Origin of the sequence: Caproicibacterium argilliputei (genome assembly GCF_029211325.2) — a bacterium.
GTDB lineage: Bacteria > Bacillota > Clostridia > Oscillospirales > Acutalibacteraceae > Caproicibacterium > Caproicibacterium argilliputei.
Genome location: NZ_CP135996.1, coordinates 982,913 through 1,008,013, shown reverse-complemented (window position 1 = coordinate 1,008,013; position 25,101 = coordinate 982,913). Strand labels below are relative to the sequence as shown.

Sequence of the window (25,101 nt, the reverse complement as noted above, 5' to 3'; positions counted from 1 at the left end):
ATAGATTTATCTTACCATGCGCTGTTTAAAAATTCGATACTTTGACCGTAATCCGTTAAATTCTGCACTTCACTCCACTGCACTTCTGAACATTTCTAACGCATATAGGCAAAGCCGCCGAATTCAGGGAATTCACATGAAAAAACCCCGGCCAGCGGCTGACCGGAGCTCTTTCATTTCCTGTTAGTCAGCGTCCTTTTCACGCAGGCAGGCCGGAGTTTTCGGCTGGTAACCGAAAGACGCCGAAGTGGCCCCTGCGCCGAACTTTGCGGCTGCTTTGACAAGCTTAGAAATGATGTCAGCTGCTTTTTTCATTCTGTTTTCCTCCTTTCCTCTGCCTGCACCATGCTGCCGCTGTCAAAGCAATGGAAAGCACGGTGGAAACAACAGCGTAGCTGCAGTCCCGCAGATTCCACTGCTCTGCGGCGCACAGCAGGCAGGCGGTGATTATTGCAAACGCTTGAACCAGAATCACACATCTGGCCATTCGCTTGTTGCGAAGATGTTTTTGGCGCGAGAGCGGTTGATTTTCGTTTTGAACCGGAGCCAGCAGAAACACGGCCACGCTGCACAAAAGCAGCAGAACCGCATCCACTGCAGCGGCTGCCCCGCTCGGTATTTTCTGCATCATGGTCCCCAGCAGCAGGGACAGTACAAACAGGCCGTTGCTGAACAGGAAACATCCCCCGTATGTCCTACAGTGAACACCGCCTGCAAACACCCGAACCGGCACAAAGCACAGAATAAACAGAAACGCATACAGCACATGACCAACCGCAGCCGCCATCAAAAAGATGGTGACTGCAATGGCTGCTGTGGAGAGAATCTGCTCAAAGCCGTAACAGTACAGTTCGGTTTGCGTGGCGTCCAGTTCTGCCGCCCGGCCAAGCAGCCGCGCGCATTTTTCAGAGAGTCTGTGCAGCATTTCCGTCCTTTCTGTAAGAAATAATCACCATGGAAATAAACTCGCCGTCCTGATAATTCTGCAGAAGCCTTCCGTTGTACCGCTTAACGGAAGACTGCACGCTCTGCAGACCAAAACCGTGCAGCTGGGAATTTTTTTTCGTCGTTTTCAACTGGCAGTTATGCTGCAGCGGATTTTCTGCCACCGTGTTGGCAATGCGGAGAATCAAAAAATCGTTGCGCGGATGAACGCGAACATCAATTTTCCGCTCTCTTCCTTCCGGCAGCTTTCCGCACGCCTCCAGTGCATTATCCAGCAGATTTGCCAAAATCACGCACATATCCGGCCCCGCAACGCGGTTGCTGGTTTTCAGGGGCAATGAAGCATCAACTGTCATGGTGATTCCGCTGCTCTGCGCCTGTTCCTGTTTTTCATTTAATATAGCATCCACCACCGAAATGCCGGTATAGGTTTTCTCGTAACCTTGCTGCGGCACATTGGTAATATGATGAATGTACTCCCGCGCTTCCTGATACTTTTCCTGCTGAATCAGGCAGTCAATAGCCACGAGATGATTTTTGAAGTCGTGAAAATTCTTGGAATTGATATGGTACCGCTGGTTGAGCTGCTTATACTTTTGCTCAATCAGCTGCGCGTCAAGCTGCAACTTCTGATTTTCCAACTGTTCCTGCCGGTAATTCTGCGCTTTATTGAAATACTGCACCAGTGTAAACAGGCAAATTAAAACAATCACGCCGCAAATGCCTGTAACATATTGATAACTCTGCAGTGCCTTATCGCTGACCGTTTTCACAAAAACAGACATCAGCGCAAGCCCGAGCAAAACGATTAAAAAATAGCTGAACGCCGGTGCCAGCTTGAAGCTGGTCTTTTTCAGTGCCAGTTTGTACAGCAGGAACAGGCAGCACTGAATCAGTTTGTCCAGCACCAAATACACCGAGCGAATATAACCGGTTTGATAAATGAGCGAGGAGATGGTAACGTCATTGAGAAAACTCATGACGGCAATCAGGAACCCCTCCAGCAGTGACAGCGAAACAATATACATGGCGGAAACAAACAGAGCCTTAGGCGGCGTCACACTGCTAATCAAAAAGCCACCCGCTGCAATCAGCAGAATCGCCAGCAGCACCGTTGCCCAGGAAAAAAGCCCCATTTGGTTCATTAGGGTAACCAGTACGGCATAAGCCACAACCGCAGCCCATTTGAATGCGGTCTGTTCCTTATCATAAAAGCGCTTGTCCCCAAGCGTTTCAATGACAGAAATGCCAAGGTACCCTTCGAGCAGCGTTGCCAAAAACTCAACGCCCCAGTAAATTTCACTCATAAATTTGAACTCCAGTACTTGCAGAGCTGCTCCTGAATGACCGGCAGATTCGGTCGGCTGATCTTGATGCGCGTGCCATCACGGCAAACTGCGTTGCCGTTTTCCAGGCGCATGATGTGCAGGATATTTACAATGTACCCGCGGTCAATCAGCAGAAAATCCTCACTGCACAGTTCCTCATAAACATCCTTAAGCGGCTTGCGCTGTGCGTACACTTTCTGCGACAGCAGATGAAAGTAACTGTTCCGGTTGGACTTGTTGATATATACGATTTCCCGATACGGAACGCGGAGAAGCCCATGATTAATTCCTTTAAATATGTAAGACTGGTTCTCCTCAATCTGCAGGATGCGCAGCGCATCCGTCAGTGCCGGCTCCAGGCGCCGGTCCAGCTCACACTTGGGAATATAACGGAAAACAGACAGTTCGTACGCATCAATCGCGTATTCGCTGTGCGACGTTAAAAAAGCGATCAGGCAGTTTGGCAGCTTTTCGTGCACTGCCTTGGCAATGTCCAAACCGCTGTGCCCCGGCATTTCAATATCAAGCAGAACCAAATCATAGCGCTTGCCGTAAGTAACCTCTCGCAAAAGGTCTCTGCTTTGTGAAAAATAAGTATCTTCGATGGCAATCTGCGCCGCTTTAAAAAAGTGACGAATCTTCTGGCAAACAATTTGCAGGAAGGGCTGATCGTCATCGCACACCGCAATTGCTAACACGTCTTTCTCTCTCCCAGGTCATACAATGGTTTACAAAATTACTTGAAAATCATAGATATTTTCTATGTGAATTATAACACATCCGCAGAAAAAAGAAAATATGTGTCCGCGAACTGCAAAAATATGCACGTTAATTGAAAAAGGCACTTGCTTTCTTTCCAAACTAGGGCTATAATATGTAGGAACAGGAATATTTCAACAGGAACGCATTTGTAAGCGCGAGTGGCTCTCGCGGACAAGGCACCTCCGGCTTCCCCGCAAAGGGTTGCCGGAGGTGCCTTGCTATCTTTTCCGTTCGTTTTTGGGAGCTGCCTTGTGCTGCCGAAAAATTCTGCATTCTGCACAAATCATGATGTATTTTTTTGCCGCTCGAAACAAGCGTCTATTCTGCAATGGGGAAAGCAGATAAAATGCGTCTTCCTTCTCAGTGCTTTATATTAGCATTCTACAATATAAATTCCCATTTTATTAAATGTGATGTTATATCACGCCTTTATCTTCATCTATTACCCTTTAGATGGATATTTATTTCTTGACTTTCATTTCAGCATTCGATAGAATAGGCGCATCACTTTTTGAGAATGGAGAAAAAACATGAAAAAACTGGTTAAAAGCATCACTCTGACCGCGCTTGCAGCCGCTCTGATGCTCTCTGTTACGGCCTGCGGAGGCGCCGCATCCCAAACAGACAGTTCCACATCCGCCGTCAGCAGTCAGACCTCCTCTGCTGCTGCAGAAAATTCCTCTGCCGCGACGTCCGCAAAGGACAACGCAGCTGCCGATGATGCAAAAGCGGAATTTGATTCCATTGAAGCGTATGTCAATTCCGATGAGATGCAGAGCCAGATTTCCGAGATGGTCACCAAAATGTCCAAACAGGGGATGGACATTAAAATTACCGGTAAAGACAACAAACTCATTTATACCTACACTTTCCAGAAAGGTCTGGATATCAGCAAAGAAGACCTCGCTCCTGCCATTGACGAACAGAAGTCCACATTCACTTCGGTCGCGGCCGCGCTCAAAATGGCGGTTCATGTAGACAATCCCGTGGTTGTGGTCAGCTACCGAAACGCGGACGGTTCAGAAATCATCAGCCGCGAGTTTCAGGCATCCTAACCGCCCGCATAAGGCAGTATTTCCGCAGGACTTCGTTCCTGCGGTTTTTTATGCCAAATTTACAAATGATAAATTATAATTAACTATCCAGAATGCAAACTGATTTTTGCAGCATTTTGCAGCATTTTGTCATGATTCATCTGCTTATGTTCCATTTTTTTTTGCTTTTTACGTTTTTCAGGCGGAAAAATATTGCTTAAAATTGCACACTCTTGATTTGAAACAGTAAATTCCCACAAATATAGTGTTAACTTTTAATTTAATTTGATATGATAATAATTCGTCAAACTCATTGACTTTATTCGGTCAGAAAGATATAATTATAGAAAATGTATAAATCAATTTGTTAACTTGGGTAAATCAAATGCGGCGTGCGGCAGATATGACAAAACTTCTGCCAAACCACTGCAAATCTGAAAATGATGAAGGGAAAAGTGCTTTATGAAAAAACGGAGCAATATGAGTATTCGCCAACGGCTGATTGCGGGTTTTTCCGCTATGATTGTAATTTCCATAGTTTTAGGTTTTGCGGGTATTTTCGCCGTACAGAAGAGCTCAGAATTGGAAACGGACATGGAGGAGCGCATTAACTCACTACCACAGATTTCGGATGCTATGATGGACACCCGCTCCATCCAGTCCTTAAGTGAAGCTGCGCTGGTTGCGGCATTTGCCAACGATGATGCCAGCCAGCAGATTGCGACCTTAACCAAAACAATTAAAGCAAAAGATGCAGATTACCGCAGCAAGAGTGCTGCAGTGATTGCATCTACGCTGACAAGCGAGTGGAACACCAAACTGACGAATGCACAAAAGCTTTATGAAGATACATATTATCCAAAGTTGCAGGAAGTTCTGGAAGCTGCGCAAACCAAAGGCGGCGCACAGAATGCCTCCAGTATGCTGCAGGAGGTCAATAAAACCGGTAACCAAATTCTAGAGGTTTATGACCAATACATGGCTACTCGCCAAAAGAATGCACAGGTAAGCTATGAAGCCGGTCACCAAGACAGCACCATCGTTTTTTATTCCTTAATCGCAATCATGGCAGTCGGTCTGATTCTCTCCATAATCTTGACGCTTCGGATTACAAAATCCATCAGCAAGCCGATGACCGAACTTTCCCAGTGTGCGGTACAGTTTTCCGAGGGTGACCTGCAGGTTCGGGTACAATACGAATCCAGCGATGAAATCGGCGTGACCGCCACGGCGCTGAACGGTGCGTTTGCTGCTCTGCAGAAGGTAGTCGGTGAAGTGTCACAGGTTCTGACCGATATTGCAAAGGGAAAGTGCGACCATAACGAAATCCGCGCTTATAAAGGGGACTTCCAGCCGATTTCCACCGCGCTGAATATCATTCTCAAAAACCTGAATGACATCTTCTCCTCCATTCACGAAGCGGCAGACCAAGTGGAAAGCGGCTCCAGTGAAGTGGCAAACGGTGCGCAGGCTCTGGCACAGGGCGCAACCGAGCAAGCCAGTTCCGTTGAGGAACTGTCCTCGCAGATTGACGAGGTTTCCGGAAAAATTCAGGAAACCTCTGCAAATATCACAGAGATCAGCAATAAGGTTGGAACCACTGCTGACAACGCCACAACCGGCAACGAACAGATGACCCAGATGCTCACCGCCATGCAGAATATTGCTTCCGCTTCCGAGGAAATCGGAAAAATCATCAAGGTTATCGACGACATTGCCTTCCAGACCAATATCCTCGCGCTGAACGCTTCGGTGGAAGCTGCCCGCGCAGGGGAAGCCGGCAAGGGATTTGCCGTTGTTGCTGAGGAAGTCCGCAACCTTGCAAGCCGTTCCGCAGACGCCGCCAAGCAGACCTCCGGGCTGATTGAAAACTCCGTTTCCAAGGTGCAGGATGGTTTGACACTGGCAGACAGCACCGCAAAGGCTCTGTCTGAAATCACGGAAAACATTGGCAAAATCAACGATAAACTCGGTGAAATTGAAAATGCCTCTACCGCGCAGGCAACCGCCATCTCGCAAATTACCCAAGGCGTGGATCAGGTTTCTGCAGTCGTACAGACCAACTCCGCCACCGCAGAGGAAAGCGCCGCCGCCAGCGAGGAACTCTCCAAACAGGCCGAAAAGCTGAAAGAACAGATTAACTGGATTCAGCTTCGCAAATAAGACTTTGCCAAACAGCCGCCGCAGAATCGACTTTCTGCGACGGCTGTTTTTTCTGCCTTTGCTTGCAAAAACGTATAAGGGAGAGTATGCTGTTAAAGATAGGAATTTGTAATCTTTGCCCGCAAAACTTTACAAAATACAACGGAGGTGCTTTCCTTGAACGACCAGAAAGTAAGAACCCGAGCGGAAATTCCAGCCGAGGACAAGTGGACGATTGAAAACGTGTATCCGGACACGCAGGCGTGGCAGGCAGACTTTGAAAAGCTGCAGAAAGAAGCTGAGGCGCTGCCCACGTTCAGCGGCAAGCTGAATCACGCCGACCAACTTCTCGCATTTTTTAAAGCAGACGAAAAGGTTTCCCGTACGGCAGGCAAACTGGCAGAATACGCCAACCGCCGCGCCGACGAAGATACCACCAACACCGAATTTATTGCACTGCGTGCAAAAATCAACGCCTATCTCTCTGAGTTGGCTGCCAAAGAAGCGTTTTTTGAGCCGGAGATTCTCTCGTATCCGGAGGGAACCGTAGAGAAAGAGCTGCAGGAGCAGCCTGCGCTAGAGGTGTACCGTTTCGTTCTGGAGCAGATTCTGCGCAAAAAGCCGCATACGCTGGACAGCCGCAGCGAGCAGTTGCTGGCGGCAGTTTCCGACTGCCTGGAGGCCCCCTCTACTGCGTATGACTTTTTGACAGACGCAGACCTGACCTTCCCGGAAATTCACAACGAACAGGGAGAGCCTGCGGAACTGACTGAAAGCACCTATCACCGCTTTCTAATTTCCAAAAACCGCGATGTGCGCCGCGAGGCGTTTCTGGCGCTGTTTCAGACCTACGGAAAGTACCAGAACACCTTTGCCTCTCTGCTGACCTCTTCGATAAAAAACTTTGTATTTCTGGCAAAGCAGCATCACTACGCTTCCGCATTGGAGTGCTCCTTAGCGCCAAACAACATTCCAACGAAAGTGTATCACACGGCCATTCAGACCGCCCACACGCATCTGGACTCTCTGCACCGCTACGTCCGCCTGAAAAAGCGGCTGCTGCATCTGCCAGATTTGCATATGTACGATTTGTATGTTCCGGTCATTGACGTACCCGACAAGCACTATACGTTTGAGGAAGCCGTGCAGACAGTTCTGGAGGGACTTTCGCCGCTGGGCAGCGAGTACCTTGACTTGTTCCGTAAGGGCATTGCCAGCGGCTGGGTAGACCGCTATCCCAACAAAGGCAAATGCTCCGGCGCTTACTCTTCCGGGTGCTACGATGTTCCGCCGTATATTCTGCTGAACTTTAACGGCGACTTGAACAGCGTTTCCACGCTGGCGCATGAGATGGGCCATTCGCTGCACACCTATTACTCCACAAAAAATCAGCCGTACATTTACTCGGACTACTCCCTGTTCTGCGCGGAGACCGCCTCGACCACCAATGAAGCGCTGTTAATTCATCACCTGATTGCACAGGAAACCGACCGTGACCGCAAGCTGTATCTCATTAACTCGCAGCTGGAGCAAATCCGCACCACCGTGTTCCGCCAGCTTCTGTTCGCTGAGTTTGAGCTGTACACCCATGAAAAGGCAGAGCAGGGCATTCATCTGACCGCCAAAGACCTGTGCGCTTTCTGGCACGACTTAAACAAGCAGTATTACGGTTCGGACATGACCGTCGATGCGGAAAACGATATGGAATGGGCCAGAATCCCGCACTTTTATCGTGATTTTTACGTGTACCAGTATGCAACCGGCTACGCTGCCGCCAATTCTTTCAGCCGCATGATTCTGCAGGACGGCAAGGACACTGTGGAGCGCTACAAAGGCTTCCTCAAAAGCGGCAGCAGCAACTATCCCATCGAAATCCTGCGCAGAGCCGGTGTGGATATGGAAACGGCAAAGCCGATGGAAGACGTGATTCATACGTTTGACGACTTGCTGGATATGCTTGAAAGTGCCCTGTAAAAGCGGCGAAAGACAAAAACAAAGGGGTATCAGGTTCATGTCAAATTTGCCGAGTGAGCTTCGCTTTTACTACGGTGTAGTCGGTTCTTCCAAAACGGCGAATGCACTGATGACGCAGTACAATTTTCAGGAACGCGGGTACACGGTGCTGCTGATGAAGCCCAGTGTTGACACGCGCGACGGCCTGCACGTGGTCAAGTCACGAATCGGCCTGCAGGCGGAAGCGGTGATTGTTCGCCCTGAGGATTCGCTGCTGGCGTATTTTCAGTCACACCAACTGCCGGATATGATTATCGCGGACGAAGCGCAGTTCTTTTCCAACCGCCAGACGGAAGAATTTAAAGAACTCAGCGTGTCGATTCCCGTGTACTGCTACGGGCTGAAAGTCGACTTTCAATCTCATTTATTTGAGGGCAGCAAACGGCTGCTGGAGCTTGCCGATACGATTATTGAAATCGAGGCGCTGTGCCGCTGCGGCAGAAAAGCCACGGTCAACGCCCGCTTGGACAGCAGCGGCAATATTATCCGCGAAGGCAGCCAAATCTTTCTGGGCGGAAACGACGCTTACCTGCCGATGTGCTACCACTGCTGGAAGCATACGAATAATATCTATGAAAATCCGTAAAAAAACGGACGCACGGCGAGAATACACCGCCTGCGTCCGTTTTCTTTTGTTTCATAAAAATTAGAAACTGCCTGACGCACCGCCGCCGTCAGAGGAACCGCCCCCGCCGCTGAAACCGCCAAAGCTTCCGCCACCGTCACCGCCGCCAAAACCGCCAAAGTTTCCGCCGCCGAAACCGCCGAAAAAGCCGCCTGGCATACCCCCGAAGGGTCCGCGCGGACCACGTCCGCGGCGCGAAAATGCACTGAACAGGCAGACCAGTGCAATCACTACAAAGGCAACCGCTGAGCCCGAGTCAACGCCGGACTCCCTGTCGTCCTCTGCCGCAGACGCCGGTTCCATGCCGTCCGACACCGTCATTCCCAATTCGTTCAGCGCAGCCGAATAAATGGCGCGGATTCCCGCATCAAAGTCATTCTTTTTCAGATATGGCTTTCCGCTTTCCAGCAGGTCATCGGTCTGCACATCTGTAAGATCTCCCTGCAGCCCGTTGCCGACTTCTATCCGGTCCCGGCGATCCTCTTTTGAAACCAACAGCAACAGCCCTTGGTCGGTATCCTTGCTGCCGATTCCCCACTGATTAAAAAGGGCATTGGCATAGTCCTCAATGCTTTCGCCGCTTAAGCTTTGCACCGTAACCACAACAAACTGAATTCCTTTTTCTTTCTCCAGCTGCCGGCTCTCCTCGTTAATCTGCTCTTTAGTGCTGTCAGACAGAATCCCCGCAAAATCATTGGCAAAGTCAGAAGTCGGCTTCGGCACCTGAATTTCCTGCGCAAAAACTGCCGAAGCAGACCATATGGCTGCCACAGCACACAGAAGCAGGCACGCCATCCGCTTCCCAAATTTTTTCATCATAAGCTTCCCTTACTTCGTGGAAGCCGCGCTGCTGGAAAAATCCACAGTCGGCACTTTGGACGCAGACGAATCCGCCTGGAAAAGTTCTGCCTGCTGAAAACCGGTCAGATTGGCAACCAGATTGGACGGAAACCGTTCGATAGCGGCATTGTAATCTCCTGCCGCGGTATTGTATTTTCCCCGCGTCTGCCGAATTCGGTTTTCCGTTCCCTCCAGTTCAACCGTCAGGTCGTGAAACTGGCTGTTTGACTGTACGGTCGGGTACTGCTCCGCGACCACCAGCAGGCGACTGACCGCGCTGTCCAGAGCGGAATTTGCCTCGTCTTTCTCTTTCACAGTGCCGGCCCCTGCCAGTTTGGTGCGTGCATTGGCAATATCGTCATAGATGCTTTTTTCCACATTTGCGGCACCTTTGACCGTGTTTACCAGATTGGGAATCAGGTCGTTACGGCGCTGCAGTTCCGTGTCAACCTGTGCAAGCTGGGTGCGTACCGACTGCCGCTGTGTGACCAGGCTGTTGTACGTACCGATGGATGCAATCACCGCAATGAGCAGCACCACCAGCACCCCAATGCCGATCATGCCGCCCACACCGATTTTCCTGCGCGGGCGTGCGGCATACACCGGCGCACCATTTTGTCCGTTTGAAAAATTCTCCTGCATCATAAATCCCTCCAAATACAAAAAACAAGCGTTGTGAAACCACCTCGCTGCCGCGAAACACACGAATCTTTTTACAGTCTTTTTCCAAGTTCATCATAGCATAAAGCGATTCCGCGGGCAAGGCTGCGCCGTAAAATTTACGGTTTGCTCATATTGTGCGCAGATTGCACCGCACGATTCGCGCCGAAACCGCTAAAAAAGCTGCCACAGAAACAGCGTTCCGCAGCAGCTTTTGACTTCTTTTTATGTATGTGCCAACCTGTTCTGTGCCTTAAACAGTGCCATGCAGACCGGAACAGTAATCAGTACGCCCGCCGCCATTTCAATCAACCCATTCACGGTCAGAATGGAACCGATGAGGAAGGCAAACGCCGAGCGACCCGTGTGCTCCTCCAGAACACTGTGGTACAGCAGTACGAGCGTCAGCAGCGTCAAAAACGTGCTGCACAGCTTGCTGACCGCCGCCGCCAGACCGATGCTAAGCGACTTCCGCTTTCCTTTGAACAGAAAATTGAACAGAAAGAAGAACAGTGCCGCCAACAGCCCCAGCGCCATGCGGGACGGAATGGCAACCAGCGGATTTTGGAACAGGGTGTCAATCCATCCGCCGGGCGCGATGAACGCCTCAATCATACTGAAGACACCCATGACACCGCCGAGAATCAGTCCGGCCTGCCACCCCAGCAGCACCGCGCCGATTAGTACCGGAATGTGCACCAGCGTGATGGAGACCACGCCTGTGCGGATGTAGCCAACTGGCGTCAGACTCATGAGAATTACCAGCGCGCTGAAAAGCCCCAGCATTGCCAGTTGAACTGTTTTCTGCTTTTTCATTTAGAATCCCTCCCTGCTGCCGCTCCGCTTTGGCGGATGCAGCGCATTTGTTTTTATTGGCATGGGAAAGCAGATTCCCCCGTGTCCGAAAAAAACGGGAAGCCACAAAACCGCATCTGTGGTTTCCCATTGATTATACCACAACCCGCCAAAAAGGCAAGCAAAAAGGCTTTTTGCAGTCACGTCAGCCGCACAGGGATCCCGCGCCCCTGCAGGTACGCTTTCAGCTGTGGAACCGTCAGCTCCCCAAAGTGAAACAGTGAAGCCGCCAGCACCGCATCCGCTTTTCCCTGCGTAAAAGCATCGTAAAAATGCTCTGCTTTTCCAGCGCCGCCGGAGGCAATCACCGGCACACCCACACGCTCGCTGACCGCGGCAGTCAGCACAAGGTCATACCCCTGCTTCACGCCATCCTCATCCATGCTGGTCAGCAGAATTTCACCGGCACCGAGGGCAGCGGCTTTCTGCGCCCACTCCAGCGCGTCCAAGCCCGTGTCGGTTCTGCCACCGTGGATATACACGCTCCAGCCGCCCTGCGCACGACGCTTCGCGTCAATCGCACAGACCACGCACTGGCTGCCGAATTTCTGCGCCGCCTCCGTAATCAGCTCCGGATGCTGCACGGCGGCACTGTTGACAGAAACCTTGTCCGCACCCGCGCGCAGCAGCACTTGAAAATCCTCCGCAGTACGGATGCCGCCGCCAACGGTAAACGGAATAAAAATCTTTTCCGCAACGCCGCTGACGTAGTCCAACTGCGTGCCGCGTGCTTCTGCAGAAGCCGTGATGTCCAGCAGCACCAGTTCATCCGCACCCTGCCGGTCGTACTCCGCCGCGCACGCCACCGGATCTCCCGCATCGCGCAGGTGCACAAAGGAAGTGCCCTTCACCACACGGCCGTTTTTCACATCCAAACAGGGAATAATCCGCTTTGCATACATCCGTTACCCCTCCTTGCCGGTCAGCGCCGCAAAATTACGAAGAATCTGCAGACCGACCCTGCCGCTTTTTTCGGGGTGGAACTGCATGGCATACAGGCTGCCGCGGTGCACCGCCGCATCGATTTCCACCCCATACTGCGTCGTTGCAGACACCTCTTTCGGATAAGCCGCTTTTAGATAATAGGAATGCACAAAATAGACATACGGCTGCGGCGGAAGCCCCTGAAACAAACCGGAGGAATCCCGAATCGTCAGGCTGTTCCAGCCCATGTGCGGAATCTTCAGCCCCGGCTGCGCCGGAATCCGGCAGATTTTGCCCCGAAAAATGCCCAGCCCGGGCACACCCGGCGCTTCTTCGCTGCTTTCAAACAGCAGCTGCAGCCCCAGGCAAATACCCAGAAACGGCTTTTCCGACTCCGCCAAGTCATACACCGCATTGACCAGACCGGCCGCTTTCAGGTGCGCCATGGCATCCCCAAACGCCCCCACGCCCGGCAGCACCACGCCATCCGCCGCGCGCAGCACCGCCGGGTCTGCTGTAACCTGCACGCTGCAGCCGATAAATTCCAGCGCCTTCCGAACACTCTGCAGATTTCCCGCACCATAGTCGATGACCGCAATCATGGTAACACCCCGTTCCGCTTTTGTAAGATAGTTTAGCATAGTCCATTGCTAAAGTCAATGATGTCCGAATGAAAATTCTGACCGGCAGGCAGAAACAATACCGCTTCAAAAATTTGACAGTGGCGCTGCCTTGTGCTAGCATATAGAGAATCTGTGTTTCGGAGGAAGGGATTCGAATGGATGGTTTTGCATTGGTCAGCATCGCCGTAGGGCTGAGCATGGACGCTTTTGCGGTCAGTCTGGCAAACGGCGCTGTGACGTGCCGTGTCCGCCCGGCGTTTGCCTTAAAGCTCGCCGCCGTGTTCGGCGGTTTTCAGGCAGCCATGCCCATGCTAGGTTGGCTGATTGGCAAAGCAGGCGCCGGTTTCATCAATGCGGTTGACCACTGGGTCGCGCTGATCCTGCTCTCTTTCATTGGCGTGCAAATGCTGCTGGAGGCCCGCAAGGCTCCCGACTGCGGCTGCCTGCAGGAAGATCTGCCGCTGAAAACGCTGCTGACGCTTGCCGTGGCGACCAGCATTGACGCGCTTGCCACCGGCATCATCCTGCCCAATGCCGTGGGCGCCGCCTCGCTGCAACAAATGCTGCTTTCTGTGGGAATCATCGGTGCGGTCACCTTTGTGCTATGTCTGGGCGGCGTGTTCCTCGGCAAAAAGTGCGGCGACCTTCTGCGTGCAAAGGCGCAGATTGTCGGCGGTCTGGTCTTAATCGCCATCGGCGTGAAAATATTTATCGAGCATATGTGGTTCTCGTAAATTCGGCAGACAGCCTCCCGTTTCGGGCGGCTGTTTTTCGTCTTCGGGCAGGCGGTACACTGCCTCCAGCTCCCACAAGCGACGGCGCATTTCGTCCCGCACATAGGTCGGCGCCATAACCGCCAGGCGCGCGCCGTACTGCAGCAGCCAGCCGTACAGTCCCTCGCTGACGCGCGCACAGACGTGCGCTGTAAACACCTCCCGATCCCACTCCAGAATCTCCATTTCCTCACCGAACCGGTCTGCCAACACATCCATCAGGCTGCAGTCGCAGCGCAGAAGCAGCTGCTCTTCCCTGCCGCCAAACAAAAAAAATGCGTGCCGCAGGTAATCTGCCGTGTCAAACCGCCCAGTGTAAGGCGTGACCTCTGTAAAGGGACGCACCGGCTCCGGCTCCATGCAGACGTCGTACATCCGGTCCAGCCGGTACTTGCTCACCGTATCATATTTTTCGTAATTGCCCGCCAGATAATAATGGTCATCCCGCCAGAACAGCGCGTAAGGGCTTAGAAGAAACAGCCGACCGCCGTCCTGCTGCATTTGCCCGGCACAAAGCGTGCGGTGGTGGTAGGTAAAGGAAATCTTCTGTTTGCGCGCAATGGCCTGCTGAATCACCGAAACCGTATGTACCACTTCATTATTCTCCAGTTTGCGTGCCGGATCATAATAAATCTGTTTCTGCAGGGCCTCCTGCTCCCCGCTGGGCAGCATCCGCTTCAGCTTTTCCGTAAGGCGGATGGTGGCCTCCTCCGTCAAAAACGGCGCCGCGCTGACCGCATCCAGCAGCATACGCACCTCTGCCGTTTCCAGAATCCGCTGCGACAGATAGTATCCGGGATATGGCGTACGCGTAAAAACAATGTTGTATCCCACACGGCGCAGTGCGGCAATGTCGCGCCCGATCGCCCTGCGCTTGGAGTAAATGCCCCGCTTTTCCAAACCCGCCGCAATCTCACACATCTGCAGCGGATGTTCTTTAGATGCCTCCTGATGCAGCATCTGCATCACTGCCAAAACCCGCAGCTTGGATACCTCGCTTTCTGCCATGCCTGCTCACCCTCTTTTGAAAATCTGACAGTATCTTAACATATTTCAGAAGATTTTGCAGAATTTTTTGATAATTTGCAAATGTTTCTGTCCGGCATACTTGTCGCTGAACAGAAAAAATGCTATAATAAGATATTGTTAAGGCATTAACAATATCGACTTTTATGCTTTCAGCATTGAAATATTAGTAGAAAGGCAGCTGTTCTTGAATGGACTACACAAAAGAGTATGCGCAAAAACTGACGACCGCCGAAAAAGCCGTCAGCGTAATCAAATCCGGTGACTGGGTGGATTACGGTTGGAACATGGCAACCGTACATGATCTGGATTCCGCCCTGGCGGCGCGCGTCGAAGACCTGCACGATGTTAAAGTGCGCGGCGGCGTTTTAATGGATGTACCGGAAATTTTCAAGGTGAAAAATCCCGGCGAGCACTTTTCGTTTTATTCCTGGCATTATTCCGGTGTAGAGCGCAAGTTTGCCAAAGAGGGCTTCATCACCTATGTGCCGGTTCGCTACTCCGAAATTCCGCGTTACTGTCGCGAAGACATTCCGCCGATTGATGTTGCCATGCTGCAGGTCGCACCGATGGACAAACACGGCTACTTTAACTTCGGGCCGTCCGGCTCTATGGAAGCCGCCATCTGTGAGCGCGCCAAGCACATCATTGTGGAAGTCAATGACAAAATGCCGCACTGCTTGGGCGGGTTTCAGACAGAGGTGCACATCTCCAAAGTCGATGCCATTGTGGAAATGAAGGAACCCTATGCCCGTTGTATGCCGCCTGCACGCGCGGCAACCGAAGTGGACGAGATTGTGGCCAAAACCATTGTCAACGAAATTCCAAACGGCGCCTGCCTGCAGCTGGGTATCGGCAGTATGCCAAACGCCGTTGGCTCGCTGCTGGCGCAGTCTGACCTGAAAGACCTCGGTGTACATACGGAAATGTACGTGGATGCCTTTGTGGATATGGCGGAAAAAGGCATTATCAACGGCACCAAAAAGCAGCTGAACCCCGGTCGGCAAGTCTACGCCTTTGCCTGCGGCTCGCAGAAGCTGTACGACTATCTGGACGACAACCCGGCGTGCATGGCGGCGCCGGTCAACTACGTGAATGACGTCCGTGTAATCTCCGCGCATGACAACATGATTTCCATCAACAACATCGTCAATATGGATCTGTACGGGCAGGTCAATGCGGAATCCAACGGCTTGCGGCAAATCACCGGCGCAGGCGGTCAGCTGGACTATGTGATGGGCGCATACCTTTCCCGCGGCGGCAAAAGCTTCATCTGCTGCTCCTCAACCTTTACGGACAAATCCGGTGAGCTGCAATCGCGTATTCTGCCGATTCTCCACTCCGGCTCGACTGTGACGGATACCCGCGCCAATATTCAATACGTTGTTACCGAATACGGCATGGTCAATTTGAAGGGTGCTTCCCTCTGGGAGCGCGCAGAAAAGCTCATTAGTATATCCCACCCGAAGTTCCGCGAACAGCTGATTGCCGCGGCGGAACAGCAGGGAATTTGGCATCATAGCAATAAAATCTAACGACGAACATAAAAAAAACAGGACTGCGGTGAAATGCTTTTTTCACAACAGTCCTGTTTTTTATGATTTAAAACGCAGTCATCTTGGTGAATATTACCTGATTTCCATCCGCAATGCCGCCATAAACCAAGTTATCCTGTACTGCAAAATTCAGATAATGTTTAATTACAAATTTTGCAGTAAACGGCATTTCCAATGTATTTAGTTCGGACAGCTTGAACCATTTTGAAATTCCTTCGTTGGATATCAAGGCGGTACTGACACCTTCTTTTAAATCTGAAAAAAATAATAATTCTGTCGGATTTCTTCTTTCGTCCGTCGCAATGTAATATAACGCTTCTGCAGATCTTCAATCTGACTTTCCGTGACAGAAAGTTCTTCGTAAAGTTCTCTCAGAACACAAGCTTTTGCATCATTTAACTCGAAATTTTCAAAATGTCCGCCCGCAGATCCCACCCAGACGTTATTAACTACTCTAGATCCCTGGCGATACAGCAACAACATCTGATTCCCTTTTGTAAGATAAATAGATGCCATGTTGCGCAGTTTACCATCCATAACAAACCTTCCTCGGCTGTAATTTTTCACATTATGCAGGCAAGGTAATGTTAAACCGGTGAATCATGTCCTGCAGACCTTCTTCGATTTCCGAACGGTCAAAGTCCGCTTCGTCCAGTTCCTCGTCGGTTTTATGGTTCAACTTGACGTAAAAGTCAATGGCAAGCTCCAGATACCGGAAGTTCTGCGTTTCCACCTTTTCGTACAGCAGGTCTTCCGCCTCGTTCAGCTGGTTCTTCTGCAAAAGCGAATCCAACTGCGCGTAAAGCTCATTTACCTGCGTGTCCTTTTCGTGCTCCAGCGGCAGGTAATTTGGCGTTTCCTTATTGAAAATAATTTTTGCAAGCATTTTCGCATCCACATCAATTTGCTTTTCCGACCAATCGTTTTTCAGCATCGTTGTTCACCTCTTGACTGCGTGTAAAAGTGATTAAAAATCTATTTAAGTATAACAGCAAAAAAGCCTGGCTGCAAGCTTTCCGCTCACAGTCAGGCTTAAAAAGCAAAAATTTAAACCGCTTCTTTCGCAGCCATCGCTTCTTTCAATTTTGCAGTCAGTTCCGGTACAATCTTCAGCGCATCGCCGATAATTCCGTAATCAGCGACTTCAAAAATCGGCGCGTAAGAATCCTTATTGATTGCTACAATCACGTCGGACTCTTCCATACCTGCAAGGTGCTGAATGGCGCCGGAAATACCACAGGCGATATACAGGTTCGGGCGAACTGTTTTGCCAGTCTGTCCAACCTGAATATCCTTTTCCACCCAGCCCGCGTCAACACAGGCACGGGAAGAGGCGACTTCGCCGCCGAGAACGTCTGCCAGCTCACGCAGCATCTTGAAGTTTTCGCCGTTGCCCATGCCGCGGCCGCCAGCAACCAGAATCTTTGCGTCCTGAATGTCGATTTTGTCGGAAATTTTCTTGATAACTTCTACAACATCGACATTCTTCTGCTCTGCGCCCAGCTGCAGGTCAACGGTTTCCACCGGAACCTTACGGCCAGCCTGCGGCTTTGCTTTCTGCATCACACCGGGGCGCACAGTTGCCATCTGCGGGCGGTGCTCCGGGCAGAGAATGGTTGCCATGATGTTTCCGCCGAATGCCGGGCGGGTCATGCGCAGGCCCTTGGTTTCGGGGTCTACTTCCAGCTTGGTGCAGTCAGCGGTCAAGCCGGTTTTCACACGGGCAGACACACGCGGCGCCAGGTCGCGGCCGATTGCCGTTGCGCCGTACAGAACAGCCGCTGGTTTGTAGGTTTTGATAATATGGTTCATGCAGAACGCATACGGCTCTGTTGTGTAAGGCTCCAGTACCGGATTGTCCACAACCAGAATCTTGTCCGCACCCCACTTTGCCAACTCGTCATACAGATTGGAAACCTTGTAGCCGAGCAGCACGGCGGTTACTTCGGTGCCCATGTCGTTTGCAAGCTCTTTTGCCTTGCCGAGCAGTTCAAAAGAAACGCCGCTGATTTTGTTGTCTACCTGCTGTACGAAAACGTACACGCCTTTGTAATCTTCAAAACTCATATTGCTCACCACTTTCAACTATATAATGAATTTCTCTTTGAGACGGTCGACAATGTACTCCGCTGCGCTTTCCGCGTCGTCCGGAGTCACCACGGTGCCGCTGCCCTTCAGCTGCTTCGGGAAGGACTGCGCAACGCGGGTAGGTGAGCCTTTCAGACCGATTTCCGTATCTTCAACAGTAAGATCTTTACGGGTAATGATCTTAACTTCCTTCTGGTAGGCATCAAAAATGCCACCGGGGGTCATGTAGCGGGGTTTGTTCATATCGCCCAGCGCTGTAATCAGGCAGGGCAGCTTGGCCTTGACAACATGGTAGCGGTCTTCATACTGACGCTTGACCGTTACTGTATCGCCTGCAACCTTAATTTCTTCCGCATAGCTGATGTTGGCAATGCCAAGATGCTCCGCAATCTGCGGGCCGACCTGTGCGGTGTCGCCATCGATTGCCTGGCGCCCAGTGATGATGAGGTCAAACGGAATCTTTTTGAGTGCCGCAGCAATGGTAGTGGAAGTTGCCAGTGTATCTGCGCCGCCGAATGCACGGTCAGTAATCAGGTAAGCGTCGTCCGCTCCCATCGCCATGGCTTCACGCAGAACCGCGTCCGCCTGCGGTGGACCCATGGAAACAACCGTCACGTGCGCGCCGGTGTTGTCCTTTAATTGCAGTGCAGCCTCCAGACCAGCTTTGTCATCCGGGTTCATGATGCTCGGCACGCCCTCACGAATCAAGGTGCCAGTTTTGGGGTCCAGTTTTACTTCATTGGTATTTGGAACTTGCTTTACGCAAACGACAATATTCAACGAATTTCCCTCCTTCGAGTTTTAGCCCAGGGCATATTTGGAAATTACCATCTTCTGTACTTCACTTGTGCCCTCGTAGATTTCCGTGATCTTGGCATCACGCATCATACGCTCAATCGGGTACTCGCGGGTAAAGCCGTAGCCGCCGAACAGCTGCAGGCAGCGGGTAGTAACATCCATTGCCGTGGAGGCGCAGAACAACTTCGCCATGGCAGCTTCTTCCGAGTAACGCTTCTGGGTAGAAGCGGCAACCGCAGCGCGGTACAGCAGCAGCTGTGCTGCCTTGGTCTTCGTAACCATGTCGGCGATTTCAAACTGTGTGTTCTGGAACTTTGCCAGCGGGCGGCCAAACTGCTTTCTTTCATTGACGTACTTCGCAGTTTCATCCAAAGCGCCTTCCGCAATACCCAGTGCCTGGGAAGCGATGCCGATACGGCCGTTGTCCAAAGTCGCCATGGCAATAGAGAAGCCTTTGCCCTCTTTGCCCAGCAGATTTTCCTTCGGCACAATGCAGTTTTCAAAAATCAGCTCGCAGGTAGCGGAACCGCGAATGCCCATCTTCTTCTCTTTCTTACCGACAGAGAAGCCGGGGAACGTCTTCTCAACGATGAAAGCGGAAATACCGTGATTGCCCTTGCTCTTATCGGTCATGGCAAAAACGATGTAAGTGTCCGCATAGCCGGCATTGGTGATAAAAATCTTGCTGCCGTTAAGGACATAATGGTCGCCGTCCAGCACAGCCTTGGTCTGTTGACCGGAAGCGTCTGTGCCGGCGCCCGGCTCTGTCAGGGCAAAAGCACCCAGATACTCGCCGCTGCAAAGCTTCGGCAGGTACTTTGCCTTCTGCTCCGGTGTACCGAACTTGACAATCGGCCAAGTGCCGAGGGAAATATGTGCGGAAAGCATGGTGCCTGTGGTTGCACAGACCTTGCAGATTTCCTCCAGGGCAATTTCGTAAGTCAGCGTATCGCAGCCCGCGCCGCCATACTCTTTCGGGTAAGGAATACCCATCATTTTATATTTGCGGAAAAGCTCCAGCGCCTCTTTCGGGAAGCGCTCCTCTTCATCAATTTCCGCGGCAAGCGGCTTAATTTCGTTTTCCGCCATCTCTCTGAAGAGCGTGCGGGCCATTTCCTGTTCTTTGCTTAACGTGAAGTCCATACTCGTTCCTCCAAATCTGTCATTTACGGACGATTCTTATTTGGAATAATCATAGAAGCCCTTGCCGGTTTTTCTGCCGAGCAGACCGCCGCGCACCATTTTACGCAGCAGCGGAGCAGGGCGGTACTTCGGGTCGCCGGTTTCGCTGTAAAGCACTTCCATAACATCGAGAACAATGTCGTTGCCAATCAGGTCAGACAGAGCCAGCGGCCCCATCGGATGGTTAGCGCCGAGCTTCATGGCGGTGTCGATATCTTCCGCAGCGGCAGTGCCCTCAGAAAGGACCACGACGGCTTCGTTGATCATCGGAACCAGAATCCGATTTACGACAAAACCGGGAGCTTCCTTCACCTGCACCGGCGTTTTGCCGATTTCTGTGGAAATTGCCTTAATCTTTTCGACAACTTCCGCTGGCGTGTTGATACCGGCAATGACTTCAACCAGCTTCATGACAGGCGCCGGATTGAAGAAGTGCATACCAACAACCGGATGCTTTACACCATTCGCAATTTCCGTAATGGACAGAGAGGATGTGTTGGAGGCGAAAATGCACGACGGTTTGCAGCACTCGTCAAGCTTCTGAAAGATACCCTGCTTGATGTCCATTTTTTCCAGAGCAGCTTCAACAATCAGGTCGCAGTCGGCAGCAATTTCATTTGTGCCGGTTGTAATCTTTGCCAAAATCGCATCCGCAGCGGACTGCTCCATTTTGCCTTTCTTTACCAGCCGGTCAAGGCTCTTCTGAATCTTTGCCTTGCCGCCTTCCGCCCACTCAGGCTTTACGTCGCAAAGACGAACTTCATAACCATTTGTCTGTGCAAAAGCCTGCGCAATTCCGGAGCCCATGGTTCCTGCGCCGATAACACCAACGATCATGAGAAAATCCTCCTGTTAATCATAATTATAGTATTTACTTGCCGAGCAGCTTACCGATTGATAAACGGCTCATGCTTACGCTTTTCGCAGAAAGCGGTCATGGCGTTTTTCTGGTCTGCTGTGCCGCAGCAGGCCGCGAAAAGCTCCGGCTCAAACGCAACTGCCGAATCGATATCCATCTGCAGACCCATGTTGATTGCTTTCTTGCACTGCCGTACGGCAATGGGTGCATTACCGGCAATCCGCTCGGCCAGCTTCATGGCTTCCTCCAGCATCTGTTCCGCCGGATACACCGCATTGACCAGACCAACCCGCAGCGCTTCTTCCGCTTTGATATTGCGCGCCGCGTAAATCATTTCCTTCGCCTTGCCGACGCCGATGGTGCGTGCCAGCCGCTGGGTACCGCCGAAACCGGGCGTAATGCCCAGACCGGCTTCCGGCTGACCGAACACAGCGTTATCCGCAGCAATACGGATGTCACAGCTCAGAGAAAGCTCGCAGCCGCCGCCAAGTGCAAAGCCGTTGACCGCCGCGATAACTGGCATCGGCAGCTTTTCAATTTTCCGGAACACCGCGTTGCCTTTTGCGCTAAACGCACGACCCTCATCCGGTGTCATGGTGCTCATAGCGCCAATGTCAGCGCCAGCAACAAAGGCCTTCTGCCCGGCGCCGGTAATGACGACGCAGCGGGTTTTGTCTGCGTCAATGGCGTCGACAACTGCTTCCAAATCTGCAAGGACTTCCGGATTCAGCGCGTTCAGGGCTTTCTCGCGGTCAATGGTAATGACACCGACAAAGTCTTTCTGCTCATAGTTTACAAAGCTCATGTTTCCGCCTGCTTTCTTCGGTTTTCCGCGCAATTAGTATTTCTTTACGATGGTTGCAACACCCATGCCGCCGCCGACGCACAGGGTAGCAAGGCCGTACTCGCTGTCGCGCTTCTGCATTTCGTACATCAGCGTTGTGAGGATACGGGTGCCGGAGCAGCCGACCGGATGACCCAGTGCAATGGCGCCGCCGTTGACATTGACCTTGCTCATGTCAAACTGCAGGTCGTGGCAAACTGCGAGGGACTGGGAAGCGAACGCTTCGTTTGCTTCAATCAAGTCCATCTGCGCAACGCTCATGCCGCTCTTCTTCATAACCTTTTTGGTGGCTTCAATCGGGCCAAGACCCATGTAAGCCGGGTCAACGCCTGCGGAAGCGCCGGCAACCCAGTAAGCCATCGGCTTGACACCGAGTTCCTTTGCCTTCTCCTCTGTCATCACAACAACTGCGGAAGCAGCGTCGTTAATGCCGGAAGCGTTGCCTGCGGTGACTGTGCCGTTCTCTTTGAATGCCGGACGCAGACCAGCCAGGGATTCGGCGGTCACGCCTGCACGGGGGCCTTCATCCTGGTCAAAAATCACGGTCTTTTTCTTCTGCTTAACTTCAATCGGCACAATTTCGTCTTTGAACTTGCCTGCCGCGATGGCAGCCTGTGCTTTCTGCTGGCTAGCAGCTGCAAATTCGTCCTGCATCTGGCGGGTAATACCGTATTTTTCCGCAACGTTTTCTGCGGTGATACCCATGTGATAGTGATGGAAGGTATCTTCCAGGCCATCATGAATCATAGAGTCAATGAGCTTGCCATCGTTCATACGGTAACCGAAACGTGCCTTTTTGAGCAGATACGGCGCATTGGACATACTTTCCGCACCGCCGGCAACAATCACGTCTGCCTCGCCGGCAGCAATCAGCGCAGCGGCAACATTGACGCTCTTCAGGCCGGAGCCACAGAGGTTGTTCAGTGTAAATGCTGGAGTTTCGATCGGAATGCCGGCATAAATAGCAGCCTGGCGGGCAACATTCTGACCAATGCCTGCCTGGAACACACAGCCAAGGATAACTTCATCCACCACATTCGGCTGCACACCGGCACGCTTCATGGCCTCCTTAACAACAATGGTTGCCAACTCCGGTGTTTCTTTGCCCACAAGGGCTCCACCCATTTTACCGATTGCCGTACGGCACGCACCAGCCAAAACGATTCTTCTTGACATATTTGTTTCCTCCATTCATTTGATAACACTGTTTTCTCGCTGCACCCTGGCACGAAAAAGACCAGTTATTCGCATAAGTTAAATATATCACAATCTCGCATCGTTTGCAACAATTTCGTTAAAGTTTTAGCAAAGTTCCCGCTTTCGCATGGGTGCAGCAGCAAAATGCCTAATATCATCAACTCTGACTCCCTGATTATACCATATTCCGCATTAAGAAATCATTTAATTTCGACAAAAATCGAAGAATTCAAAGAAATTTAATAACTAAAAAGAACTTTTCAAGGAATGCGTCCCCTGAAAAGTCCTTTTACGAAGTCCGGCAGATATTTTGCCGCACCGAACCCGCTTTTTGTTATTTATTCGGCTTAAAGCCATCCTTCAAAGAAACGGAACGGTTAAAAACCAGATGTGCCGGTGTGGAATCCTTGTCCAGACAGAAGTACCCCTCCCGCATGAACTGGAACGGCATTGCAGCGTCTGCCTCCCGCAGGGATGGCTCCACCTTGCAGTGCTGCAGCACCTGCAGGGAATCGGGGTTCAAAACCGTGAGGAAGTCCTCCTCCTGCTCCGGTTCCGGCACCGTAAACAGACTGCCATACAAGCGTACCTCCGCTTCCGTGCAGTCAGCGGCATTCACCCAGTGGATGGTACCACGCACCTTGCGGCCGTCCGGCGTATTGCCGCCGCGCGTTTCGGGGTCATACTCAGCGTAAACCGTTTTGACGCTGCCGTCCTCGTTTTTGTCGCAGCCGGTGCAGCGGACAATATACGCCGTTTTCAGGCGCACCTCATTGCCCGGGAAAAGTCGGCGGTAGCCCTTAACCGGCTCCTCCAGAAAATCCCCCGCCTCAATCCAAAGCTCGCGGGAAAAGGTCACCTCGCGGGTGCCGTCTTCCGGGCGCTCCGGATTGTTTTCTACTGTAAAGGTTTCCGTCTGACCTTGCGGATAGTTGGTCAGCACCAGCTTGACCGGATGCAGCACTGCCATGGTGCGGCGCGCTTTCAGGTTTAAGTCCTCCCGCAGGCAATGCTCTAAAAAGCCGTACTCCACCGTGGAATCAACCTTAGAAACGCCGATGCGGCTGCAGAAGTTCCGGATGGAGGCCGGCGTAAAGCCACGGCGGCGCAGACCGCAGAGCGTAGGCATACGCGGGTCGTCCCAGCCGGAAACGAAGCCGCCCTCCACCAGTTTGCGCAGCTTGCGCTTGCTCATAACAGTGTTATTGATACCCAGACGGGCAAACTCAATCTGCCGCGGTTTTGCAGGCAGGTCAATGTGCTCGATTACCCAGTCGTAAAGCGGCCGATGCTCCTCAAACTCCAGGGTACAGAGCGAATGGGTAATTCCCTCCATGGCGTCCTCAATCGGATGCGCGAAGTCGTACATGGGGTAAACACACCATTTGTCGCCGGTGCGGTGGTGATGCATATGGTTGATTCGGTAAATAACCGGGTCGCGCAGATTGAAGTTACCGGAAGCAAGATCCATTTTCGCACGCAGCGTCATGCGGCCGTCCGCAAACTCCCCTGCTTTCATGCGGGCAAACAGGGCAAGGCTTTCTGCAATGGGGCGGTCCCGATACGGACTGACCGCCGGATGCGTCAGGTCACCGCGATTGTCGTGCATCTGCTCCGGCGTCAGCTCGCAGACGTAGGCAAGACCTTTTTCAATCAGCTTGACCGCCAGCTCATACATGGTGTCAAAATAATCGGATGCATAATGAAAGCGGTCGTCCCACGAAAAGCCGAGCCAGCGAATATCCTCTTTGATGGCGTCCACGTACTCGGTGTCTTCCTTGGTGGGGTTGGTGTCATCCATGCGCAGATTGCACAGACCACCGAATTTTTCCGCTGTGCCGAAATCCACGCAGATGGCCTTGGCGTGGCCGATGTGCAGATAGCCGTTGGGTTCGGGCGGAAAGCGGGTGTGCACGCGCTGCCCTGCAAAACGACCGTTTTCCGCAATATCCTCTGCAATAAAGGTATGAATAAAATTGCCACTGCCCTCTTCGGGAGCAGTCAGGTTTTTGTTTGTTTCACTCATG

The 25,101-nt window shown here is 51.9% G+C and carries 25 protein-coding genes; 6 read left to right on the top strand and 19 right to left on the bottom strand.

Annotated features, from left to right (window positions below; all coding sequences use genetic code 11):
* Positions 1 to 183 precede the first annotated feature (183 nt).
* Genes PXC00_RS04780 through PXC00_RS04765 form a run of 4 tightly spaced genes read right to left on the bottom strand, consistent with a single transcriptional unit; the run spans position 184 to position 2,971 of the window.
* On the bottom strand, positions 184 to 315 hold the full coding sequence (locus tag PXC00_RS04780) for an AgrD family cyclic lactone autoinducer peptide (protein WP_275844415.1): 132 nt from the start codon (positions 313 to 315) through the stop codon (positions 184 to 186).
* Positions 299 to 925: an accessory gene regulator B family protein gene (locus tag PXC00_RS04775; RefSeq protein WP_275844414.1), complete on the bottom strand. Its 627-nt coding sequence runs from the start codon at positions 923 to 925 to the stop codon at positions 299 to 301. Before PXC00_RS04775 ends, PXC00_RS04780 begins: the two co-directional genes overlap by 17 nt.
* Positions 906 to 2,252: a sensor histidine kinase gene (locus PXC00_RS04770; RefSeq protein ID WP_275844413.1), complete on the bottom strand. Its 1,347-nt coding sequence runs from the start codon at positions 2,250 to 2,252 to the stop codon at positions 906 to 908. Before PXC00_RS04770 ends, PXC00_RS04775 begins: the two co-directional genes overlap by 20 nt.
* On the bottom strand, positions 2,249 to 2,971 hold the full coding sequence (locus PXC00_RS04765; RefSeq protein ID WP_275844412.1) for a LytR/AlgR family response regulator transcription factor: 723 nt from the start codon (positions 2,969 to 2,971) through the stop codon (positions 2,249 to 2,251). The genes PXC00_RS04770 and PXC00_RS04765 overlap by 4 nt, the downstream gene beginning before the upstream one ends.
* Positions 2,972 to 3,565: 594 nt before the next feature.
* On the opposite strand from PXC00_RS04765, the gene PXC00_RS04760 reads away from it, so the two are divergent.
* From PXC00_RS04760 to PXC00_RS04745, 4 genes are all read left to right on the top strand, one after another.
* Positions 3,566 to 4,090: a DUF4854 domain-containing protein gene (locus PXC00_RS04760; protein WP_275844411.1), complete on the top strand. Its 525-nt coding sequence runs from the start codon at positions 3,566 to 3,568 to the stop codon at positions 4,088 to 4,090.
* A 441-nt stretch (positions 4,091 to 4,531) separates the two neighbouring features.
* On the top strand, positions 4,532 to 6,232 hold the full coding sequence (locus PXC00_RS04755; protein WP_275844410.1) for a methyl-accepting chemotaxis protein: 1,701 nt from the start codon (positions 4,532 to 4,534) through the stop codon (positions 6,230 to 6,232).
* A gap of 156 nt (positions 6,233 to 6,388) precedes the next feature.
* Positions 6,389 to 8,185 (top strand): oligoendopeptidase F, encoded by a 1,797-nt coding sequence (gene pepF, locus PXC00_RS04750; RefSeq protein WP_275844409.1) that lies wholly within the window; start codon positions 6,389 to 6,391, stop codon positions 8,183 to 8,185.
* A 37-nt stretch (positions 8,186 to 8,222) separates the two neighbouring features.
* Positions 8,223 to 8,810: a thymidine kinase gene (locus PXC00_RS04745; protein WP_275844408.1), complete on the top strand. Its 588-nt coding sequence runs from the start codon at positions 8,223 to 8,225 to the stop codon at positions 8,808 to 8,810.
* Between the two features lie 60 nt (positions 8,811 to 8,870).
* On the opposite strand, the gene PXC00_RS04740 is transcribed toward PXC00_RS04745, so the two are convergent.
* From PXC00_RS04740 to hisH, 5 genes are all read right to left on the bottom strand, one after another.
* Positions 8,871 to 9,668 (bottom strand): TPM domain-containing protein, encoded by a 798-nt coding sequence (locus tag PXC00_RS04740; protein ID WP_275844407.1) that lies wholly within the window; start codon positions 9,666 to 9,668, stop codon positions 8,871 to 8,873.
* Positions 9,669 to 9,677: 9 nt separating this feature from the next.
* Positions 9,678 to 10,250: a LemA family protein gene (locus tag PXC00_RS04735; RefSeq protein WP_275844474.1), complete on the bottom strand. Its 573-nt coding sequence runs from the start codon at positions 10,248 to 10,250 to the stop codon at positions 9,678 to 9,680.
* 324 nt (positions 10,251 to 10,574) lie between these two features.
* Entirely contained in the window at positions 10,575 to 11,165 is a 591-nt protein-coding gene (locus tag PXC00_RS04730) for an ECF transporter S component (RefSeq protein ID WP_275844406.1), read from the bottom strand.
* 179 nt (positions 11,166 to 11,344) lie between these two features.
* On the bottom strand, positions 11,345 to 12,106 hold the full coding sequence (gene hisF, locus PXC00_RS04725) for an imidazole glycerol phosphate synthase subunit HisF (protein ID WP_275844405.1): 762 nt from the start codon (positions 12,104 to 12,106) through the stop codon (positions 11,345 to 11,347).
* Positions 12,107 to 12,109: 3 nt separating this feature from the next.
* On the bottom strand, positions 12,110 to 12,769 hold the full coding sequence (gene hisH, locus PXC00_RS04720; RefSeq protein WP_316935112.1) for an imidazole glycerol phosphate synthase subunit HisH: 660 nt from the start codon (positions 12,767 to 12,769) through the stop codon (positions 12,110 to 12,112).
* Positions 12,770 to 12,906: 137 nt separating this feature from the next.
* Here hisH and PXC00_RS04715 point away from each other — a divergent pair, with 137 nt between their 5' ends.
* Positions 12,907 to 13,485 carry a manganese efflux pump MntP gene (locus PXC00_RS04715; RefSeq protein ID WP_275844404.1) on the top strand — a complete coding sequence of 193 codons (579 nt, stop codon included), beginning with the start codon at positions 12,907 to 12,909 and terminating at the stop codon, positions 13,483 to 13,485.
* Here the strand turns inward: PXC00_RS04715 and PXC00_RS04710 are convergent.
* On the bottom strand, positions 13,435 to 14,532 hold the full coding sequence (locus PXC00_RS04710) for a helix-turn-helix transcriptional regulator (protein WP_275844403.1): 1,098 nt from the start codon (positions 14,530 to 14,532) through the stop codon (positions 13,435 to 13,437). The genes PXC00_RS04715 and PXC00_RS04710 overlap by 51 nt on opposite strands.
* Before the next feature lie 209 nt (positions 14,533 to 14,741).
* Here PXC00_RS04710 and PXC00_RS04705 point away from each other — a divergent pair, with 209 nt between their 5' ends.
* Complete coding sequence (locus PXC00_RS04705; RefSeq protein WP_275844402.1) at positions 14,742 to 16,085, top strand: butyryl-CoA:acetate CoA-transferase; 1,344 nt, start codon at positions 14,742 to 14,744, stop codon at positions 16,083 to 16,085.
* Positions 16,086 to 16,355: 270 nt separating this feature from the next.
* On the opposite strand, the gene PXC00_RS04700 is transcribed toward PXC00_RS04705, so the two are convergent.
* The 9 genes from PXC00_RS04700 to PXC00_RS04660 form a co-directional block, all read right to left on the bottom strand.
* Positions 16,356 to 16,643 (bottom strand): NUDIX domain-containing protein, encoded by a 288-nt coding sequence (locus PXC00_RS04700; RefSeq protein ID WP_275844401.1) that lies wholly within the window; start codon positions 16,641 to 16,643, stop codon positions 16,356 to 16,358.
* 31 nt (positions 16,644 to 16,674) lie between these two features.
* Positions 16,675 to 17,040: a DUF6483 family protein gene (locus PXC00_RS04695; RefSeq protein WP_275844400.1), complete on the bottom strand. Its 366-nt coding sequence runs from the start codon at positions 17,038 to 17,040 to the stop codon at positions 16,675 to 16,677.
* A 113-nt stretch (positions 17,041 to 17,153) separates the two neighbouring features.
* Entirely contained in the window at positions 17,154 to 18,173 is a 1,020-nt protein-coding gene (locus tag PXC00_RS04690; protein ID WP_275844399.1) for an electron transfer flavoprotein subunit alpha/FixB family protein, read from the bottom strand.
* Positions 18,174 to 18,191: 18 nt separating this feature from the next.
* Positions 18,192 to 18,974 (bottom strand): electron transfer flavoprotein subunit beta/FixA family protein, encoded by a 783-nt coding sequence (locus tag PXC00_RS04685; protein WP_275844398.1) that lies wholly within the window; start codon positions 18,972 to 18,974, stop codon positions 18,192 to 18,194.
* 21 nt (positions 18,975 to 18,995) lie between these two features.
* Positions 18,996 to 20,135, bottom strand: coding sequence for an acyl-CoA dehydrogenase (locus PXC00_RS04680; protein ID WP_275844397.1), 1,140 nt, complete (start codon positions 20,133 to 20,135; stop codon positions 18,996 to 18,998).
* Between the two features lie 36 nt (positions 20,136 to 20,171).
* Entirely contained in the window at positions 20,172 to 21,011 is an 840-nt protein-coding gene (locus PXC00_RS04675) for a 3-hydroxybutyryl-CoA dehydrogenase (RefSeq protein WP_275844396.1), read from the bottom strand.
* Between the two features lie 50 nt (positions 21,012 to 21,061).
* Positions 21,062 to 21,838, bottom strand: coding sequence for an enoyl-CoA hydratase-related protein (locus PXC00_RS04670; protein ID WP_275844395.1), 777 nt, complete (start codon positions 21,836 to 21,838; stop codon positions 21,062 to 21,064).
* A 33-nt stretch (positions 21,839 to 21,871) separates the two neighbouring features.
* Entirely contained in the window at positions 21,872 to 23,053 is a 1,182-nt protein-coding gene (locus PXC00_RS04665; RefSeq protein ID WP_275844394.1) for an acetyl-CoA C-acetyltransferase, read from the bottom strand.
* Positions 23,054 to 23,408: 355 nt separating this feature from the next.
* On the bottom strand, positions 23,409 to 25,100 hold the full coding sequence (locus PXC00_RS04660) for a glutamine--tRNA ligase/YqeY domain fusion protein (RefSeq protein ID WP_275844393.1): 1,692 nt from the start codon (positions 25,098 to 25,100) through the stop codon (positions 23,409 to 23,411).
* Position 25,101 lies beyond the last annotated feature (1 nt).